Annotated in this window: 15 protein-coding genes; 8 read left to right on the forward strand and 7 right to left on the reverse strand. The window is 51.3% G+C overall.

Translation table 11 applies throughout. From position 1 onward, the window contains the following. Positions 1–83 precede the first annotated feature (83 nt). The 4 genes from yieE to BJJ97_RS13810 all read left to right on the forward strand — a co-directional run bounded on the left by yieE (position 84) and on the right by BJJ97_RS13810 (position 6491). On the forward strand, positions 84–956 hold the full coding sequence (yieE, locus tag BJJ97_RS13795) for a DNA-binding transcriptional regulator YeiE (RefSeq protein ID WP_039485583.1): 873 nt from the start codon (positions 84–86) through the stop codon (positions 954–956). A 135-nt stretch (positions 957–1091) separates the two neighbouring features. Next, positions 1092–2567 (forward strand): amino acid permease, encoded by a 1476-nt coding sequence (locus BJJ97_RS13800; RefSeq protein WP_039485579.1) that lies wholly within the window; start codon positions 1092–1094, stop codon positions 2565–2567. A gap of 341 nt (positions 2568–2908) precedes the next feature. Further along, entirely contained in the window at positions 2909–5038 is a 2130-nt protein-coding gene (locus tag BJJ97_RS13805) for a TonB-dependent receptor (protein ID WP_095994314.1), read from the forward strand. 463 nt (positions 5039–5501) lie between these two features. Continuing rightward, positions 5502–6491, forward strand: coding sequence for a 2-hydroxyacid dehydrogenase (locus BJJ97_RS13810; protein WP_095994315.1), 990 nt, complete (start codon positions 5502–5504; stop codon positions 6489–6491). 422 nt (positions 6492–6913) lie between these two features. Here the strand turns inward: BJJ97_RS13810 and BJJ97_RS13815 are convergent, their stop codons facing one another. After that, complete coding sequence (locus BJJ97_RS13815) at positions 6914–7834, reverse strand: ABC transporter permease (RefSeq protein ID WP_207193806.1); 921 nt, start codon at positions 7832–7834, stop codon at positions 6914–6916. A 71-nt stretch (positions 7835–7905) separates the two neighbouring features. Continuing rightward, a complete protein-coding gene (locus tag BJJ97_RS13820) occupies positions 7906–9417 on the reverse strand; it encodes a sugar ABC transporter ATP-binding protein (protein WP_095994316.1) in 1512 nt (503 codons plus the stop codon). Positions 9418–9683: 266 nt separating this feature from the next. Here BJJ97_RS13820 and BJJ97_RS13825 point away from each other — a divergent pair, with 266 nt between their 5' ends. After that, on the forward strand, positions 9684–10772 hold the full coding sequence (locus BJJ97_RS13825) for an oxidoreductase (RefSeq protein WP_095994317.1): 1089 nt from the start codon (positions 9684–9686) through the stop codon (positions 10770–10772). 67 nt (positions 10773–10839) lie between these two features. Here BJJ97_RS13825 and BJJ97_RS13830 read toward each other — a convergent pair whose 3' ends face one another. The 5 genes from BJJ97_RS13830 to ptrR all read right to left on the reverse strand — a co-directional run bounded on the left by BJJ97_RS13830 (position 10840) and on the right by ptrR (position 15123). Then, complete coding sequence (locus BJJ97_RS13830; RefSeq protein WP_039275478.1) at positions 10840–11052, reverse strand: KTSC domain-containing protein; 213 nt, start codon at positions 11050–11052, stop codon at positions 10840–10842. Between the two features lie 213 nt (positions 11053–11265). Then, entirely contained in the window at positions 11266–11910 is a 645-nt protein-coding gene (locus tag BJJ97_RS13835; RefSeq protein WP_095994318.1) for a glutathione S-transferase, read from the reverse strand. Between the two features lie 199 nt (positions 11911–12109). Beyond that, positions 12110–12955 carry an S-formylglutathione hydrolase gene (gene fghA / locus BJJ97_RS13840; protein WP_095994319.1) on the reverse strand — a complete coding sequence of 282 codons (846 nt, stop codon included), beginning with the start codon at positions 12953–12955 and terminating at the stop codon, positions 12110–12112. Positions 12956–12997: 42 nt separating this feature from the next. Then, the gene (locus tag BJJ97_RS13845; RefSeq protein WP_167385199.1) at positions 12998–14119 is read right to left on the reverse strand and encodes an S-(hydroxymethyl)glutathione dehydrogenase/class III alcohol dehydrogenase; all 1122 of its coding nucleotides are present in this window, start codon (positions 14117–14119) and stop codon (positions 12998–13000) included. Positions 14120–14232: 113 nt separating this feature from the next. Further along, a complete protein-coding gene (ptrR, locus tag BJJ97_RS13850; protein WP_095994320.1) occupies positions 14233–15123 on the reverse strand; it encodes a putrescine utilization regulator PtrR in 891 nt (296 codons plus the stop codon). 703 nt (positions 15124–15826) lie between these two features. Between ptrR and BJJ97_RS13855 the strand changes: the two genes are divergently transcribed. From BJJ97_RS13855 to yeiB, 3 genes are all read left to right on the forward strand, one after another. Next, positions 15827–17509 carry a methyl-accepting chemotaxis protein gene (locus tag BJJ97_RS13855; RefSeq protein WP_095994321.1) on the forward strand — a complete coding sequence of 561 codons (1683 nt, stop codon included), beginning with the start codon at positions 15827–15829 and terminating at the stop codon, positions 17507–17509. Positions 17510–17854: 345 nt separating this feature from the next. Continuing rightward, positions 17855–18517 carry a GTP cyclohydrolase I FolE gene (folE, locus tag BJJ97_RS13860; protein ID WP_005967317.1) on the forward strand — a complete coding sequence of 221 codons (663 nt, stop codon included), beginning with the start codon at positions 17855–17857 and terminating at the stop codon, positions 18515–18517. A gap of 136 nt (positions 18518–18653) precedes the next feature. After that, entirely contained in the window at positions 18654–19835 is a 1182-nt protein-coding gene (yeiB, locus tag BJJ97_RS13865) for a DUF418 domain-containing protein YeiB (protein ID WP_095994322.1), read from the forward strand. Positions 19836–19838: the final 3 nt, after the last annotated feature.

A 19838-nucleotide genomic window follows, 5' to 3' on the forward strand; every position in this document is an offset into this window, starting at 1 on the left:
AAGCCAGCTTATAATCCATGAGATTAAAAGAGAAATTGATTATATATTTATAACCTATAAGTATTTCAGATAAAGAGCGCACTATGCATATCACGTTACGTCAACTGGAAGTCTTTGCCGAAGTCCTGAAAAGTGGTTCAACCACGCAGGCCTCGGTGGTGCTTGCCCTGTCTCAATCGGCTGTCAGCGCGGCTCTGGCGGATTTAGAAGGGCAGTTGGGTGTCCAACTTTTCGACCGCGTGGGTAAACGTCTGGTGGTTAATGAACATGGCCGCCTGCTGTATCCCAAGGCATTGGCACTGCTTGAACAGTCGATGGAAATTGAGCAACTGTTCCGGCGTGATAATGGGGCGCTACGTGTGTATGCCAGCAGCACCATCGGCAACTATTTATTGCCTGCCATGATTGCCCGCTATCGTCATGACTACCCTGACATTCCGCTGGAGCTGCATGTTGGCAATACGAAAGATGTGATCACCCGTGTGTCTGAATTCAGTGTCGATTTGGGTTTGATCGAAGGGCCTTGCCATCACCCTGATTTGATTACGCAGCCCTGGCTGGAAGATGAGCTGGTGGTGTTTTGTTCTCCCGAACATCCGCTCAGCCGCGGTTCTGCCTCATTAACGGCGCTGGCGGATGCGCACTGGATCCTGCGTGAACGTGGCTCGGGCACGCGCGAAGTGCTGGATCATCTGCTGTTGACGCACCTGTCGCATTTCCATCTGGTGATGGAGTTAGGTAATTCAGAGGCGATTAAGCATGCGGTTCGCCACGGGATTGGTATTAGCTGCCTGTCGCGGCATGTCATTGCCGAGCAGTTAGCGTCAGGTTCGCTGGTGGAGTTGAAGGTGCCGCTGCCTAAACTCACGCGGACGTTGTATCTGGTTCATCACCGACAGAAACATCTTTCAAATGTGCTACAGCGTTTCTTGAGTTATTGCTGCGAAACGGCATAGCGAAAATATTTTCTGCTGCTAATGATCGAGCGTGAGTTATTAACCTCTCTTATAACTCGACGATCTTAACTATTCAGCACAACGCTATTTGCTACAATCCCGCCTCGATTTTTAGCACGAGCATGCAGGATAACAATGGCTCAGCACGATATTCAACAAACTACACAGGGCGCACCGACCCTGCGCCGTGAACTGAAAGCACGGCATTTAACGATGATCGCCATTGGCGGATCGATTGGCACCGGGTTATTTGTCGCGTCTGGTGCGACGGTTTCACAAGCAGGCCCGGGTGGCGCACTTCTGTCTTATGCCCTGATTGGGCTGATGGTTTACTTCCTGATGACCAGTCTGGGTGAGCTGGCGGCATTTATGCCGGTTTCTGGTTCGTTCTCCAGCTACGGTTCCCGCTATGTAGAAGAAGGGTTCGGCTTCGCGCTGGGTTGGAACTACTGGTACAACTGGGCGGTGACTATCGCGGTTGATCTGGTGGCGGCGCAGCTGGTGATGGGATATTGGTTCCCTGACGTCTCCGGCTGGATATGGAGCGCGCTGTTTCTGGCGCTGATGTTCCTGCTTAACTACATTTCCGTGAAAGGATTTGGCGAAGCAGAGTACTGGTTCTCACTGATTAAAGTGGTCACGGTCGTTGTTTTCATTGCCGTTGGCGTGATGATGATTACGGGCATCATGAGCGGCGCAGAAAATGCGGGATTCCATAACTGGGAAATTGGCGATGCGCCCTTTGCTGGTGGTTTCTCTGCCATGATTGGTGTGGCGATGATCGTCGGCTTCTCTTTTCAGGGAACGGAACTGATCGGTATCGCTGCTGGGGAATCTCAGGAACCAAGTAAAAACATTCCGCGTGCCATCCGTCAGGTTTTCTGGCGCATTCTGTTGTTCTATATCTTCGCGATTCTGATTATCAGCTTAATCATTCCGTATACCGATCCGAACCTGCTGCGTAATGATGTAAAAGACATTACGGTGAGCCCGTTCACGCTGGTGTTTGAGAACGCGGGCCTGCTGTCTGCTGCGGCAGTCATGAATGCGGTTATCCTGACGGCGGTGCTGTCGGCGGGTAACTCCGGGATGTACGCCTCTACGCGTATGCTGTTTACGCTGGCATCGGAAGGTAAAGCACCGCGCATTTTCGCCAGACTGTCAAAAGGCGGCGTGCCGCGTAATGCGCTGTACGCTACCACCGTGGTGGCGGCGCTGTGTTTCCTGTCTTCTTTATATGGCAACCAAACGGTTTACCTGTGGCTGTTGAATACCTCCGGCATGACAGGCTTTATTGCCTGGCTGGGGATTGCGATCAGCCATTACCGTTTCCGTCGTGGCTATGTCATGCAAGGGCATGATCTGAATCGTCTGCCTTATCAATCGCGTTTCTTCCCGCTCGGGCCGATCTTCGCGTTTGTGCTCTGTCTGATCATCACGCTGGGGCAGAACTATCAGGCGTTTCTGGAAGATAACATCGACTGGTATGGCGTGACGGCGACGTACATCGGTATTCCGTTGTTCCTGCTGATTTGGTTCGGTTATAAGCTGTATCGTGGAACGCACTTCATCAAGTATCAAGAGATGACGTACCCCGATCATAAAGACTAAATCGTAAGAATGCGGTTAACGGGCGACTCCCTGACGGGTGTCGCCTTTTTATTGGTTTTTTTCTGTTCTGTCGTTACGCCCCATGTCTTTCTTTACCTACGCATGTTGATTTAAATCAAATTTATTCACATTGATTTTCTAGGGGTATTTTACATTAACTCGATTTAATGATTGAAAATAACGATTAATTTATTGTTTATTAATGATTTTATATTAATTACTTCTTGTTTTTATTGCGCATGCAAATGATTTTAATTTTCATTTACAATTATTTCCCGATCATTACAATGTGTCCGACAAAAAAACTCAATGTAAGTTATTCGTTCTGAGGACACAGACGCATGGCAATAAATATAAGAAAATCGGTGGCATTGGCGCTTGCTACAACCGTATCCGCACCCGTTATCGCCGCACAGGACGATACGATGGTAGTGACGGCTTCTGGCTATGAACAAAAAATCACCGAGGCGGCTGCGAGTATTTCAGTTGTCAGTCAGGATGAACTAACGAAGCGTAAGTATAACGATCTTGGCGAAGCGCTCAGCGACGTGGAAGGCGTGGATGTGCGTAGTTCAACGGGGAAAACGGGCGGTCTGGACATCAGCATTCGCGGCATGCCAAGTGACTACACGCTGATTCTGGTGGATGGTATTCGCCAGAATGGTTCATCGGATGTCACCCCGAATGGGTTTGGTACGATGAACACAGGTTTCATTCCACCGTTGGCGGCGATAGAGCGTATTGAAGTTATCCGTGGGCCGATGTCAACGTTATATGGCTCTGATGCGATGGGCGGTGTGGTAAATATCATCACCAAAAAAGCGTCGAAAGAGTGGGTTGGGAATATCACGCTGGATCACACCTTCCAGGAAGATACCGCCTATGGTGATGCATCCAAGTTTTCGATTTATTCCAGTGGTGCGCTGATTGAAGACAAGCTGGGGCTTGCCCTGCGCGGCAATATTTTACGCCGTGATGCATCAGAGGTGAGTTCGTCTTCAACTGGGCAGGAACTCAGTACACGCGGCCCGAATCCCGTTAAGTCAGATAATTACCTCCTCGGTGGCAAACTATCCTGGCTGCTGGATAGTCGTAATACCCTATGGCTGGATGGTGAAGTCTCCAATCAGAAATATGATAACAAGGAAGAACAACTCGGTGCGCTGGGAGCGGGTGCCGCAACTCGGGGCGGCGGTTATGAAGATACACTGCGTTATGAGCGTCGCAAGATTACGCTGGGTAGCGATAATCAACTCGATTTTGGTACATGGAATTCAAGCTTGTCCTTCAACCAGACTGAAAATAAAGGACGTTTGATCCCTCGCTCTACGGTACCAGCGGGCTCAGCAACGGCAGGGCAAAAGCGCGAGCTTAAAAACACTAACTACATCCTTGATACGAAACTGGTGAGCCCGCTAGGAGACAGTCATTTACTGACGTTAGGTGGGCAATACTGGAATGCCGTCATGAAAGACGGGATTGTGCTGGCGAATACGGGCGAAAAATTCGAACAGAATTCGTGGTCACTTTTTGCTGAAGATGAATGGCGTATTGTTGATTCGCTTGCGCTAACGACAGGTGCTCGTTATGAACATCATGAAGCATTTGGTGGTCATGTGAGCCCGCGTGCCTATTTAGTGTGGAATGCGCTGGATGAATTAACGATCAAAGGTGGGGTAAGTACAGGCTATAAGACACCGTCATTGGCGCGGTTACATAACGGGATAAGTGGCGTAACTGGGCAAGGTACGCGCAATACGATTGGCAACCCAAATCTGAAGCCAGAAGAAAGCGTGAATACGGAACTGGGTGCGTACTATGAGCATTTTAGCGGTTTCTCTACTAACGCTACGCTTTTCCATAACCGCTTCCGCAATAAGATCGATAGTTACGAAATAGATGCGGTAACGTCTAGCTATCGCAATATCGGTAAAGCTAACACGCAAGGTTTGGAACTGGGTTCGACGATCCCGCTATGGTCGGATAGCTGGACGCTGAATGTGAATTACACCTTTACTGACAGCGAGCAAAAAGGCGGAGAAAATCCCGGTGCTCGCTTGACCAATACGCCTAAGCACATGGCAAATGCCCGTTTAAACTGGAATGTTAACGAGCAATTGACCACCTGGCTTAAGGCTGAATATCGGGGTAAAACAGCACGCTTTACGGAGAATTATTCCACGCTTGCCGCAGCGAGCAATCAAGCAAACAGAGTCGTCTATGACAATCTTGGCTCGGATTTCAAATCGTTTACCGTCGTGAATCTGGGCGGATCGTATAAGATCTCTAAAGATGTAACGTTGAACGGGTCAGTTAATAACCTGTTAGATAAAGACTTCACCAAAACCTATGTTTTCCCTGTTGGTACGGATACCACGACGGCTGGCGATTACTTTACGTCAAGCCAGGTGACTACGGGTTCCGTACTGCCAGGTCGTAACTACTGGCTATCGGTAAACGTCAACTTCTGATGTAGCACCTCCCCGGAATGGGCCAGCTCGTTCCGGGGCATTATGACCCTCGCTTACTTCCTCTCTCCAACGACATGGCACCACTTCTGCGGTTTTTCTCGCGAATGTATTCTTGCTGATTAACAACGGGGCTTCGTTGTGACCCGCTATTACGGTTATCTCTTTGCCGGTGTCATGATAACAATGAGCAGCAGACTTTATTGTTTTTGTGATATTTCTGAATATCGTGGCTAACAATGTCGATGAATGAAATTCATTATATTAGGTATTGTTAATTGCTTTAATGCTGACTACGCTTCACGTTACGGAGTGATGGATTTCCAATGAGGCAGGAAGTGTAACGTTATTAATACGTTCGTTGTCTTGTGTCATACAGAGAATTTAATTCATTATTTTTGTATGAGAATACCTGTCGTGATTGCCGACTGCGGAGCCTTTGATATCTGCAAGCGGAAATCAGTGTATGAATAGCAACCAGGGCACGATGATGTTAAAAATTACCTTTTTGGATAAAGGCTCACTGCCTGAAACCATTTTCCTGAAAAAGACGAGTTTTAGGCGTCCGCAGTGCCGCCATGAATGGGTTGAATATAACTATACCTCGCCCGATCAAGTTATCGCCCGAGCAAAAGACACCCACGTTATCATCACGAATAAAGCCCTATTAACGCGAGACACTTTGGCCGCGTTACCTGCGTTGAAGCTGATTGCTGTAACGGCAACAGGCACCGACAATATCGATCTTGTTGCTGCTAAAGAACTGGGTATCACGGTCAAAAATGTACCGGGCTACTCGACGCAAGCCGTATCCGAGCACGTGATTGCCATGATCTTTGCGCTAAAGCACAGCCTGATGGCGTGGTATCGCGATCAGCTGAGTGACCGCTGGGCCAGCCAGTCGCAATTTGCTTATTTTGATCATCCGGTTAAGGACATCGCTGGTGCGACGCTGGGCATCATCGGCGCGGGTACGATTGGGCGGGAAGTCGCGCGGCTGGCGCAGGCGCTGGGAATGAAGGTGATTTTTGCCGAGCGCAGAGGTGCCTCACAGTGTCGCGCTGGGTATCTGCCGTTTGAAGACGTTCTGCGGTTAGCGAATGTGATTTCACTCAACTGCCCGCTGAATGAGAGCACGCAGCATCTGATTAATGCAGAGACGCTCGCCCTGTGTAAGCCCACCGCGTTTATTATTAACACCGCCAGAGGCGGGCTGATTGATGAGCGCGCGCTGGCAGAAGCCTTGCAGCAGCGCGCCATTGCCGGTGCCGCGCTAGACTGCCTGACACAGGAACCGCCAGAAAAAGACAACCCATTAATGGTTGCGGCGAAAACCCTGCCTAATCTTCTGATTACCCCGCATATCTCCTGGACGTCTGCCTCATCACTGCAGCTGTTGATGGAAAAGACGATTGAAAATATTGATGAGTATGCTCAGCAGAACGGACATCGATAATAAGAGGTAATTTGATTTCGCCGGGTATGAAGGAATATAGCCCGGCAGAGGAATGATGATATTCATCAATTTTAATTGATTATCAAAATTGAACGTTTCAGCGAGTTGAATCTTTCTCTATCGATTATCTCTGTCGGTCTCGCTATATCGACGGGGAATGAAAACAGCGCACGTCAGATCTAAAGTGAAAGCGTTATTATTTGTGATTATTCCGAATGCCTCTTGGTTGTGCTAGGGAATATTTATTTCTTAATAATAACGGAAGTAAATAATAGAGCGAGTGCAGCAATATTTGTCGGCGGTAAAACGCCGATTAATGAGAGAAGGCATTGGTGGGCTGTATTGTCATCCGCCCCAGATCATCTGAATGGGGCGGAAGCGAGAAGGTACTGAAAGCGAGACGTTACTGAAAACGAGAGCGATTAGCGTTTCTGGATATACGTCATGGCTAGCGCGAGTGCCAGAACCAGACCTTTGATGATATCCATCGCGTAATAAGGCACGGAGAGCATCACCAGCCCATTCTGCAAAACGCCAAGAATAACGGCACCGAGCAGCGTACCCAGCGCATTCGGCTTGCCGGATCCCGCCAGCGAGAAACCGATATAGGCTGCGGCAACGGCATCCATCAAATAGCCGCCCCCGGCATTGACCTGCGAAGAGCCGATGCGCGATGCCAGTAAGATCCCGCCCAGCGCTGCGAGTAGTGAAGAAAACACGTACGCTTGTACCCGATAACGCGCCGTGCGAATGCCTGCCAGTCGCGCGGCTTCTGGGTTGCCGCCGATGGCATACATCCGGCGACCGTGCTTGGTAAGGGACAGATACAACTGCACCAGTACCGTTACCGCCAGCATGATGACAACAATGACCGGCACCTGACCCAGCGTGGCAAAGAATTCAGGAATGACGCCTTCCGCCATTTCGCCGCTAGGCAGCACCATGTTCTGCGTGATGGAACCGCCATAGCTGTAGGTCATCGCCACGCCCTGAATGACGAACAGGCTGGCGAGCGTCGCCAGCATATCGGGAATCTTCAGCACGACGATGAGGAAGGCGTTGAATAGCCCGACCAGCGTACACAGCAGCAGCGTCAGGACAATCGCTCCGGTGGTACCGAATCCATGCCAGACGAAAAGCGAGATAACCAGCGCATTAGCCAGCGAGGCAGTCGATCCTACGGAAAGATCGAATCCGCCTACGGACAGCGAAATGGAGACGCCAATGGCAATCACCGTAACGATGGCGATAGAACGCAGGATATTGATGATGTTATATGGATCGAGAAAATTTTCCGACGCCAGCCCAAAGAGGGCAATCAGCGCGACGACGGTGATCAGCATGCCCCACTTATAGAGAAACTCGAAAACGTGGTGGCGGAAGGGGAGCGCCCCGTTAGATGAAAGTGGGTGACTCACGCGGGAGTTCCTCCAGTTGAATATAAAAGTAGGGTTTCTTCGTCAATCTCAGCGGCATTTAACTCTGCGACAATGCGGCCATCCCATAGCACGCAGATGCGATCGCAGAGCCCGACAAGTTCAGAGAACTCGCCCGACGCATAAATAATGCCTTTACCCTGACGGGCGAGGCCATCAATCAGGGTGAACAAGTCCTGTTTGGCCTTGATATCCACGCCTTTGGTGGGTTCGTCAAAAATCAAAACCTGTGCTTCACTGCGTAGCCACTTGCCGATAGCCACTTTCTGCTGATTCCCGCCCGACAGGCGCGCCAGCTTTTGCGCCGGACCCGTGGTGCGAACTGCCAGCCGTTCAACGATCTGTTTCGCCCAGACTAATGCCTTGCGACGGCTGAACAGGCCCCAGCGGGAAAAGCTATCGGTGGCAGTGATGCTGAGATTCATGGTGACGGACTCATCAATAAAAATGCCTTCTTTGCGCCGCTCTTCAGGAACCAGCGCCAGCCCCTGTTCAACCGACTGGTGCGGTGAATGCGGTCGCCAGGGTTTACCACGATATTCTCCCTGCGCGATCTGGCAGGGTTCCGCGCCGAACAGCGCTTTACACAGCTCGGTTTTCCCCGCGCCAGCCAGCCCGGCAATACCCAGAATTTCCCCTTTGCGCAGCGTAAGCGAAATATTGTGCAGCAGCGTTTCGTCGTGCAAACCAGTGACCTGAAGCAGCGTCTCTGCGGCAGGCGTCGTTCGGCGCGGTGGGAAGATATCGTCAAGCCGGTGCCCCAGCATTCTCTCTACGATCTCTTCGCCGCTGAGTCCCTGCATCGCACCGCTGCTGACAAACTCGCCGTCACGCAGAACAGTCAACGTATCGCAGATTTCACTCAGCTCATGAATACGGTGGGAAATAAACACAATCCCGATGCCATCGGCCTGTAAACGGCGTACCACCTCGAAGAGGCGTGCGCTTTCGGCCTGATCCAGCGGGGCAGTGGGTTCATCCAGAATCAGGAAGCGACATTCGTGAGATAACGCGCGGGCGAGCAGAATTTGCTGTTTCTCAGCGAGCGAGCAGGTATCCAGCCGTTGACGAACATTGAGGTGAACGCCAAGCTGGTCAAGCAGCGCCTGCGCCTGACGATAGATCTGCGGCCAACTCAGCAGATGTCCGTCCTGTGCCAGCGTATCCAGCATAATGTTTTCCGCTACGGACAGCGTGGGAACCAGCGCGACATCGACTTCCTGCTGCACCAGATGAATGCCGTACCGCTTGGCATCACGCGGTGAATGGACATCGACCTGCTTACCATTAATCAGAATATCGCCCTGATAGTGATCGTAAGCGCCCGATAAGATCGTCATTAGCGTGGATTTACCCGCGCCGTTTGCGCCAGTCAGGGCATGAATCGAACCACCTTCCAGTGTGAAATTAACCTGCTTGAGGGCGTGGAAACCAGAAAAGGAGATGGAAATGTTGTGCATTTCCAGTCGGCTTTGGGAGGTAGGAATCATGGTCGGTAACGCTCTTGGCGGTCAAGGTCATGAAATAACGGAAAAGAAAGGTAGCACATATCCCAGAGAATTTAATACAGCTTCAAGTGTTTGAGAGTTATTGGCTATGAACGAAAAGGCATAAATTAAATAAAAAAGTTCTTAAGCTGGCGCAGGCAAGTGAATAAGATGGGTTTATCAATAGGGTAGCGCAGCAGATTCATCTATCAGACAAACATAAGATAAGAGCCGTACTCAAGAGAGGGCGCGGCGAGGAAGATTCAAACATGCACACAACGACAGTCCGCGTACAGGTTGGCCCTGCTAACTATTTCTCTTTCCCCGGCGCTATCGATAAGCTGCTGGAGTTTTATCCACCGGAGGTGCTGAAAAACGCGCTGTGGATCTACGGCGAGCGGGCGATTGCTGCGGCTCGACCGTATTTACCGGCCGAATTCGATGCGCCTTCAGCCCGACGCGTTCAGTTTGGTGCGCATTGCAGCGAAGGGGAAGTGGCAAAACTGGTCGCGCAGGCGGGCGATGAATGTCAGGTCGTCATCGGCGTCGGCGGCGGGGCGGTGCTGGATACCGCGAAGGTCGCCGCGCGCCATATTGGTGTGCCGCTGGTGGCAATACCGACTATTGCAGCGACCTGTGCAGCCTGGACACCGCTGTCCGTGTGGTATAACGATGCCGGACAAGCACTGCGCTTCGAGATTTTCACTGATGCGAACCATCTGGTGCTGGTGGAACCGCGGATTATGCTGGCGGCACCGGTGGAATACCTGCTGGCTGGCGTCGGTGATACGCTGGCGAAGTGGTATGAAGCTGTCGTTCTCAGTCCTCAGCCGGAAACGCTGCCGCTTTCTGTTCGATTGGGCTTACAGGCCGCGCTGGATATCCGTAATGTGTTGCTGCAACAAAGTGCGGCAGCGCTGGAAGCCGTCGAGCGTGGCGAATTGACGCAGGATTTTCTGGATGTCGTGGATGCGATCATTGCCGGTGGCGGCATGGTTGGCGGGTTGGGAGAGCGCTATACCCGCGTGGCGGCGGCGCATGCGGTGCATAATGGTTTGACGGTGTTGCCACAAACCGAACGCTTCCTGCACGGCACCAAGGTGGCTTATGGCATCCTGGTGCAGAGCGCCTTGTTAGGGGATAGCGACACGTTACTCCAGTTGAAGGAAGCGTTTAAGGCGTTTGGTTTGCCGACCTCGCTGGCCGCGCTGGATGTGGATATTCACGATCATGCCGCGCTTCAGGCGGTTATTGCCCGCACCTTGCAGGCGGGGGAATCTATTCATTATCTACCGTTGACGCTCAATGAAGAGGTCCTGCTGGCCGCGTTTAACACCGTTGAATCTGCTGGAAAATAAGCGGGTAGGAAAAAGCGAAGGGCGGAGAGTATTCTCCGCCCTAAGGGTTATTCTTTATCTTCAAAAACTACTGCGTTTTCTCGTAGGGGAATGAATTTTTGATAAAGCTGGCGTAGTAACGGTACTTCGTCTTGCTTGCCATCAGCTCTTCATAAATCATGCGTGCTACGCCGCTGTAGAGATAGATGCTCCCATTTAGCAATTCGACTTCCAATTGGCTTTTTTCTGCATCGTATCCGACTGAAAACAACTCTGTTGATGAAACTCGCTTTCTCTGCAAAATTAATCACTCCCAACGTATCAATGCCGCATCCTGACGGTATACCACCTTTTTAGCTATATCGTGTTATAGCTCGAAGTATATCGGGGGTAAACAACAGCATATCGTTATCAGTTCATGAATAATCAGTAAACGCTCACAGAATTCTTGCTCTGTCGCCCATCGACCCGCTTTGTTTGTTGTTGTCGATGAGGTGATATCCCGATCGGATTGTTAATCCTGAGCGAGAGCCCGCTGAAACGCTGGCTGGCTTTCTATCCGTTCAATGTATTGCTTGATATGCGGGTAGTGGCTGAAATCCAAACGCGTTTTCGCCAAAACCAGCGGGACGGCCATTTGGATATCGGCACCGCTGAGCGATTCTCCTGCAAACCAGTCTTGTTTACTCAAATGCTGTTCGATGAACTGAAGTTGCGTCGTCAATCGCGGCACAATAAAGGCCTGCTCGATGCTTTGTACAATTTTGCGTGCGATGGGGCGGATGAAAAATGGCATCGGCGCGGATTCTGTTTTCGCCAAGACTAAACGCATCACCAGCAGCGGCATGAGGGAACCTTCCGCGAAATGCAGCCAGAAGCGATAATCCAACAGCGCTTGTCCGCTCTGTGGGCGGAGTCTGCCGTTGCCGTAAGTCTCAATCAGGTATTCCACAATGGCCCCGGATTCGGCAATCGTCAGTTCGCCATCGGTAATCACTGGCGATTTCCCTAACGGATGGATTTGTTTAAGTGATGCCGGGGCGCTAAACGTTTTTGGATCACGTGCGTAGCGAATGATTTCATAGTCAACGCCCAGCTCTTCCAGTAGCCAGGTCGCGCGGGTCGAACGGGATTTCTCGAGGTGATGAACGTGTATCATCAAGGTTTCCTTTTTGTTTGTCTTGGTTCCGTCATTCAGCACGGGCAGGTGTGATCGTTTTTACTGTGATTTGCTGTAATAGAGAAGGGAAATAGCACTCGGGAACCGTAGGTATCCATCCCCGAGTGCTGTTATCAGCTAGATGAGCATAGCTCATTATTCGTTGCGCTGTTTAAGCCAACCGCTATTCGGCAAACACCTATTCTTCCAATAAATACTGAGCGTGGAAGCGCAGGTGATCTTCGATGAAACTGGCGATGAAGAAATAGCTGTGGTCATAGCCAGACTGGGTCCGCAGCGTCAGCGGCCAGTCATACTGGCTTGCCAGTGCTTCCAGTTTCGCCGGTTGTAGCTGATCGGGGAGGAACTGATCGCAATCGCCCTGATCGACCAACATGGGCAGCTTCTTCTGACTATTTGCCAGCAAATGGCAGCTATCATACTGCAACCACTGCGTTTCATCCTCGCCGAGGTAGGCGGTAAGCGCCTTGCGACCCCAGGGAACCTGACTTGGGTTAACGATCGGTGCGAACGCTGACGCAGACAGAAATTGATCCGGGTTGCGTAGCGCCAGCATCAGTGCACCGTGCCCGCCCATCGAATGTCCACTGATGGACTGACGGCCGTTCACGTTAAAATGCTGCTGGATCAGCGCTGGTAATTCGCTGCTGATGTAGTCATACATCCGGTAGTGTGCTGCCCAAGGCGCTTGCGTGGCATTCACGTAGAATCCCGCACCTTGGCCTAGATCGTACCCTGCGTCGTCTGCGACGCCATCGCCGCGCGGGCTGGTGTCCGGCATGACCAGCACCAGACCCAGCTCGGAAGCAACGCGCTGCGCACCGGCTTTCGTCGTAAAGTTTTCGTCGTTGCAGGTTAACCCAGACAGCCAGTAAAGCACGGGCGGCGGTGTGTCATCCTGTGTTGGTGGCAGATAAATGCTGAACGTCATCGCGGTGTTCAGCGTTTCTGACACATGGCGGTAGCGCTGTTGCCAGCCACCAAACATACGGTGTTCTTCCAGCAGTTCCAGTGATGATGTCATCGCTGTACAGCCTCCTTTATTCTGTTCCTGACAGTAGCGCAATTAACCGAAATGAATCACAGAGCGAATCGATTTGCCTTCGTGCATTAAATCGAATGCCGTGTTGATCTCGTCCAGCCCCATGGTGTGGGTGATGAAGTCATTCAGTGGGAATTCGCCTTTCAGGTAACGATCGACAATGCCTGGCAGCTCGCTACGGCCTTTCACGCCGCCGAAAGCAGAACCGCGCCATACGCGACCGGTCACTAGTTGGAACGGACGGGTTGCGATTTCTTCGCCAGCACCTGCCACACCGATGATGATGGATTCACCCCAGCCTTTATGACAGCACTCTAGTGCAGAACGCATAACATTAACGTTACCGATACATTCGAAGGAGAAGTCCACGCCGCCATCGGTCAGTTCAACGATGACGTCCTGAATCGGCTTATCGTAATCTTTCGGGTTGAGCAGATCGGTGGCACCCAGTTTACGCGCCAGATCGAATTTGCTGGTGTTGAGATCGATACCGATGATGCGTCCGGCACCGGCCATTTGCGCACCGATAATCGCTGACAGACCAATGCCGCCAAGGCCGAAAATCGCAACCGTATCGCCCGATTTCACTTTTGCAGTATTCAGCACGGCACCCATCCCGGTGGTGACGCCACAGCCCAGCAAGCAGACTTCTTCCAGTGGTGCTTCTTTATTCACTTTCGCCAGTGAAATCTCAGGCACAACGGTGTGCTCTGCGAAGGTGGATGTGCCCATGTAATGGAAAATCGGCTGACCGTTTTTGGAGAAACGGGTGGTGCCGTCTGGCATCAGACCTTTACCCTGCGTGGAGCGAATAGCCTGACACAGGTTGGTTTTGCCGGAGCGACAGAATTTACATTCGCCACATTCTGGGGTGTATAGCGGAATAACATGATCGCCAACGGCAACGCTGGTCACGCCTTCCCCGATGGCTTCGACAATCCCACCGCCTTCATGGCCAAGAATCGCTGGGAACACGCCTTCAGGATCTTTGCCGGACAGCGTGTAGGCGTCAGTGTGGCATACGCCAGTTGCGACGATGCGCACCAACACTTCACCTTTCTGCGGTGGCATCAGGTCCACTTCTTCAACCGACAGTGGCTGGTTTGGACCCCAGGCGATGGCGGCGCGGGTTTTAATCATTTGCATGGTGGTGACTCCTAATGGCATTCCGTTATGGGTGGTAAATTAAATGATAGGACGTGGCATTGATCGCTGTGTCGTCCTCTCTTGAAAAGTGTCGTTCATCGGCAGTAAAGGGCTCATTCCGACTGAGCGGGTGGTTCAATAGTGCTGCCCTGTTCAATAATGAGCTTTTTAAGCGCCTCGACATTCGGGCCGAAGGCGTCGCGTCGCCAGACGAGCCAGGTGGACGCGGCGGCGATGTCGGGCGGTAATTCATGCACCTGAACGCGCGTGCCTGCGGGCAGTGATTCGAGGACGGCATACGGGAGCATGGCTAGCCCGGCGCCGCTGGCGACACAGGCAAGCATGGCATGGTATGAATGGATTTCCATGATAGTACCGGGCACCACGCCATCCTGCCGGAACCAGTTCTCAAGGCGCTTTCTATAAGAACAGCTGGGGCGGAAAGCAAACAACGTATCGTTGATGGCATCCCGCGCATGGGTAATCGGCGCGTGTGCAGGGTCAGATATCAGTACTAATCGTTCCGCAAAACACGAACACCCATTCAGCTCATCGTAGACGACAGGCCCATCGACTAACGCGGCAGCCAGCGTTCCCGCCCGCACACGTTCGATGATTTCCCCCGATGTACCGGTATTCAGGGACAGCGAAACGTTGGGGTAACGCTGATGGTAAGCCGCTAATAGCGTAGGCAAACGGGTTGCCGCAGTGCTTTCCATCGAGCCGAGCGCGAAGTTACCGGCGGGTTCCCCCGTGCGCGTCATGCTGATCGCTTCCTCACTAAGAGCCAGGATACGCTGTGCATAACATAAGAAATTGTGCCCAATCGGGGACAGGCGCAGGCGCTGTTTCTCACGGATAAACAGATCGGTGCCCAGTTCCAGTTCCAACTGGCGCAACCGCGTGGTCAGATTGGAGGGTACCCGATGAAGCTGCTCTGCGGCGCGCGCGACGGAACCCGTTTCGGCAACGAGGCAGAACATGCGCAACTGGGTCAAATCCATATCTTTCTCTTTTCGTAATGAACTGGTGTTTGATTATTCACTTTTTGTGAAGTGTAGCGGCAAGCAGCGCATTTCGCAACTGGCTTACGCCACACTGATGTGAACGTAACGTAAACCCAGCGTGATGAGATGTGCTCTGAATGATAAAAATGACGGACGTAATTATCATCAGGATTAATAGTGGGGAGATGAGAAAGAGAAGAAAGCGATAAAATGATCGCGGCCGGAATTAATAGCACCACAATCAACTATTACCTCGAATAGGGTCATATTTTCTAATGAATAGGGCAGAATGAAAAAATAAGAATAATCACAGAAAAATAAAATCGTATTTTACCCTGACGCATAGCGGAAGCGTGGAAATAAATAGATAATTAAAATAAACAGTTAAATGTGAAGATAAATTGTTGTATCGGAGCAATAGCCAGAAACTATCGCAATTCTTCATTTTTATCGCATTTGTTGATGGGAAGGCGTAAAGTGCCCGCCTAAAGTGCCGATAATGTTAATGTATGGTAGGAATGCTTTATCATTATTGTAAGGAAGTGTGTCTTTTTGTCATTAAAGGAAAATAACTCTAACTAATGAGAGCCTCTGCTCTTCATTAAATGACGTAACACCCGGCGTATTTCCAATTAAAAATGTGCGGCTGTCTTGCAGAAAGCGCAGAGGAAAATCGCCAGATAATTTATAGGAGTCTTCTGTGAATTTTTTAAAAAATATCACCATCAGGGCAATGCTTTTAACAATATTGGGTCTGTTTCTGATTGTATGGGGTGGAGCGTCTTTCTTTACCACTACCTCATTAAACAGCATGACCAAACTATTGGAATCCGGCGAAACTCAGCGTAAAAACGTAGAGATGTTGGTAAAAGGCAATGACCAGTATTTTCGTACGGTTACTCGCTTATTGCGTTCTATGGATTTCCAGCAAACAGGCGAAACTGCGGAAGCAGAAAAAGTATTTACGGCAGCAACCACCGCATTTAAAAACACGTCAGATCAACTGGCTGCGTTTAAAGCCGTTGGGCATGTCGGCGTCGATAAAGAAACGGCAGACAATATGATCGCCGCGTGGACCCAGATATTGGATAACGGGTTGACGCCGATGCTGAACGCTGCGCGTGAGAATCGTCAAGAGGATTTTCGTCAGCTTTTCCGTAAAACTTACCCACCGCTGAGCGTGGCATTCGGCGCGAACATGGATAAATACCAGATCGCGATTATGTCGTCGTCAGAGGCGTCGATGAGCGAGGTCTACGGCCTGGTTGACTGGAGTAATCGTATTCTGCTGGGTGCGGCGGTTATTGGGTTGCTTATCCTGCTGTTGACAGACCGCTATCTGGTTCACTATTTGGTCAAGCCGTTAAATATGATCAAAGGCTATTTCCAGGTTCTGGCTGCTGGGCAGCTTGGTCACCCGCTTGAAGAGTTTGGCCGCAACTGTGCCGGACAGCTGATTCCTTACCTGAAAGAGATGCAGGGAAGTTTGGTTAATACCGTTTCCATCATCCGCGACAGTTCTGCATCGATTCATCAGGGCTCAAGCGAAATTAAAAGCGGCAACAACGATCTGTCCGCACGTACCGAGCAGCAGGCGGCCGCACTGGAGCAGACCGCTGCCAGTATGGAAGAGTTGAGCGCGACGGTGAAACAGAATGCCGATAACGTCCATCAGGCTACCAAGCTGGCGCAGGACGCTTCTGTTGCGGCGAAGAAAGGCGGCGACGTCACGGCAGATGTGATGGCGACGATGGCAAGTATTACGACCAGCTCGAAGAAAATTGCCGATATCACCAGTGTCATTAACGGCATTGCCTTCCAGACCAATATTCTGGCGTTGAACGCAGCCGTAGAAGCCGCCAGAGCCGGTGAACAAGGGCGTGGTTTTGCGGTGGTTGCGGGTGAAGTTCGTAATCTGGCGCAGCGCAGCGCGCAGGCAGCGAAAGAAATTGAAAGCCTGATCACCGAATCGGTTGCACGTATTAACGTGGGTTCGAATCAGGTTACACAAACCGGCGAAGCGATGGATTCCATCATTTCCGCCATTACCCGAGTGAACGATCTGATGGGCGAAATCGCCTCTGCATCGGATGAACAGAGCCGTGGTATTACCCAGATTGGTCAGGCTGTTACCGAGATGGATGGCGTCACACAGCAGAACTCCGCACTGGTACAGGAATCTGCCGCCGCTGCTGCATCGCTCGAAGATCAGGCCCGTCAGTTAACTGAAGCTGTATCGGTATTCCAGCTGTCGGCCGCAGATGCCCCTCGTCGTCCTCAGCAGCGTCTGGCGGAGAGCGCATCAGCAGTACAGAAGCCGATGTTATTAGCCGCCGCTGGCGGTAAAAAAGGCAACGCGAACGATAACTGGGAAACCTTCTGATAACCCGACAACACGCGGCATCAGGGCGCTGACAGCCGCAAAAGTCAGGTGATTTACCGTTAAAAGCACTGGGATATCCTCCCGGTGCTTTTTTATTTATCACTGACTTTTTTGTTTATCACTGAATAGTTAAGTCTGAACAGGCGTTTTTTTGTGCATATGATTCGACCTTGTTACTGCGTACAGGCATATCCGCCACGCTTGATAACTTGAATCTATTTCAACAATCATGACATACAATCGCTGGATAATCGTGACTCTCTCAACTAGAGTGTTGACGGCGCTAGGGTCTGACCAAGGCCGTGATAGTGCGATAGGCATAGTTACACCTGCAGGAGAATAATAATGTCATCACTAAGTAAAGAAGCCGTTATGGTGCACGAAGCGCTGCTGGCACGCGGTCTGGAAACGCCGCTGCGTGGGGCGTTGTTGGATCGGGATACGCGTAAGCAACGTATTGCCGAGCATATGACGGAAATTATGAATTTGCTGAGTCTCGATCTGAGCGATGACAGCCTGGCTGAAACACCGACTCGTATCGCTAAAATGTACGTTGATGAAATATTCTCCGGCTTGGACTACGCCAATTTCCCCAAAATCACCATCATTGAAAACAAAATGAAGGTCGATGAAATGGTCACCGTACGGGACATCACGCTGACCAGCACCTGTGAACACCATTTCGTGACGATCGATGGGAAAGCGACGGTGGCGTATATTCCGAAAGATGGCGTCATCGGCTTGTCGAAGCTCAATCGTATCGTCCAGTTTTTCTCTCAGCGCCCTCAGGTGCAGGAACGCTTAACGCAGCAGATTCTTGTTGCGCTACAAACGCTGTTGGGAACCAACAACGTTGCGGTCTCGATTGATGCGGTGCACTACTGCGTGAAGGCACGCGGCATTCGTGATGCGACCAGCGCCACGACCACGACATCGCTCGGTGGGCTGTTTAAATCCAGCCAAAATACACGTCAGGAATTCTTGCGCGCGGTACGTCACCACAATTAAGCCCTCTTATTGACGATGATGAAGAAAATATACTTCGTCATCGTCAAATCGGTCATCGTCAAATCAGCAAGCATCTTCGCTTTTTCTCTGTATGTGCATACAATCGCTACTTCGATGATTTGAAAATGTAATTTGTATGCCTTCTCACACTATACCGTCACCTCATTCGCCACCCTCACGGATCGTTGCGCTGGATTTTGCGCGCGGCGTCGCCATCTTGGGCATTTTACTGCTGAATATTACGGCGTTTGGTTTACCGCATGCGGCCTACCTGAATCCTGCCTGGCAAGGGGAACCCACGCTGTCTGACGTCTTAACCTGGGCGGCGATGGATCTGCTTGCGCAGGCAAAATTTCTGACGCTGTTTTCGCTTCTGTTTGGTGCAGGTTTACAGCTGCTGCTGTCGCGGGGGAAACGCTGGGTACATGCACGTCTGTTCTGGTTGATGATCATCGGGCTGATTCATGCCATTTTCCTGTGGGATGGCGACATTTTACTCGACTATGCGCTGATTGGACTGGTGTGTTACGGCATGATTCGTCATGCGGAAAGTAGCCGACTGTTAATGCGGACAGGGGCGGTTCTGTATCTGGTGGGCATCGGCGTACTGTTTGTGCTGAGCCAGATTTTGAGCCTGCAACCTGGACGATTTTGGCTGCCGGGCATGGCGGATATCGCCTATGAAGCCTACTGGCGGGCGTTAGGCGGGCCGGAAGCGTGGGGGAATCGTGTCGACCTTCTAACGGAAAGCCTGTTGTCGCTGGGTGTGCAGTACGGCTGGCTGCTGGCGGGATCCATGCTGCTGGGGGCAGGGTTGATGCGCAGTGGATGGCTGAAAGGTGAGTTCAGTACGGCACACTATCGTAAGGTTGCGCTGTGGTTGATTCCGCTGGGTGTGGCAATTAACAGCATTGGTGTGGTGGGGCAGTGGCTGGTGGACTGGGAATATCGCTGGAGCGGGCTGTTATTGCAGATTCCGCGCGAGCTGAGTTCACCTTTGCAGGCGATAGGGTATCTGGCGCTGTGTTATGGCTTTTGGGCTACGCTGTGCCAATGGCGCATCACGTACTGGATTACGGATGTCGGGCGCATGGCGTTAACCAACTATTTGCTGCAAACACTGATTTGCGTCGCGTTGTTTAATCAGCTTGGCCTGTTTATGGCGCTCAGCCGCCTGCAACTGCTGGCACTGGTTCCCGCTATTTGGATCGTCAATCTGGTCTTTTCTCACTACTGGCTGCGCTATTTTCGTCAGGGGCCGCTTGAATGGTTATGGCGCACGCTCACCAATGCGATAGGCAAAACGGCGTCGCGATAGACG

It is taken from the genome of Pectobacterium polaris, from assembly GCF_002307355.1.
GTDB lineage: Bacteria > Pseudomonadota > Gammaproteobacteria > Enterobacterales > Enterobacteriaceae > Pectobacterium > Pectobacterium polare.

Coding starts and splice junctions, on each gene's coding strand:
- BJJ97_RS13815 (WP_207193806.1), bottom strand. CDS start 7,834: ATGCTGATCACCGTCGTCGCGCTGATTGCCCTCTTTGGGCTGGCGTCG.
- folE (WP_005967317.1), top strand. CDS start 17,855: ATGTCATCACTAAGTAAAGAAGCCGTTATGGTGCACGAAGCGCTGCTG.
- BJJ97_RS13845 (WP_167385199.1), bottom strand. CDS start 14,119: ATGCAAATGATTAAAACCCGCGCCGCCATCGCCTGGGGTCCAAACCAG.
- BJJ97_RS13810 (WP_095994315.1), top strand. CDS start 5,502: ATGAATAGCAACCAGGGCACGATGATGTTAAAAATTACCTTTTTGGAT.
- yieE (WP_039485583.1), top strand. CDS start 84: ATGCATATCACGTTACGTCAACTGGAAGTCTTTGCCGAAGTCCTGAAA.
- BJJ97_RS13820 (WP_095994316.1), bottom strand. CDS start 9,417: ATGATTCCTACCTCCCAAAGCCGACTGGAAATGCACAACATTTCCATC.
- BJJ97_RS13800 (WP_039485579.1), top strand. CDS start 1,092: ATGGCTCAGCACGATATTCAACAAACTACACAGGGCGCACCGACCCTG.
- ptrR (WP_095994320.1), bottom strand. CDS start 15,123: ATGGATTTGACCCAGTTGCGCATGTTCTGCCTCGTTGCCGAAACGGGT.
- yeiB (WP_095994322.1), top strand. CDS start 18,654: ATGCCTTCTCACACTATACCGTCACCTCATTCGCCACCCTCACGGATC.
- BJJ97_RS13825 (WP_095994317.1), top strand. CDS start 9,684: ATGCACACAACGACAGTCCGCGTACAGGTTGGCCCTGCTAACTATTTC.
- BJJ97_RS13835 (WP_095994318.1), bottom strand. CDS start 11,910: ATGATACACGTTCATCACCTCGAGAAATCCCGTTCGACCCGCGCGACC.
- BJJ97_RS13805 (WP_095994314.1), top strand. CDS start 2,909: ATGGCAATAAATATAAGAAAATCGGTGGCATTGGCGCTTGCTACAACC.
- fghA (WP_095994319.1), bottom strand. CDS start 12,955: ATGACATCATCACTGGAACTGCTGGAAGAACACCGTATGTTTGGTGGC.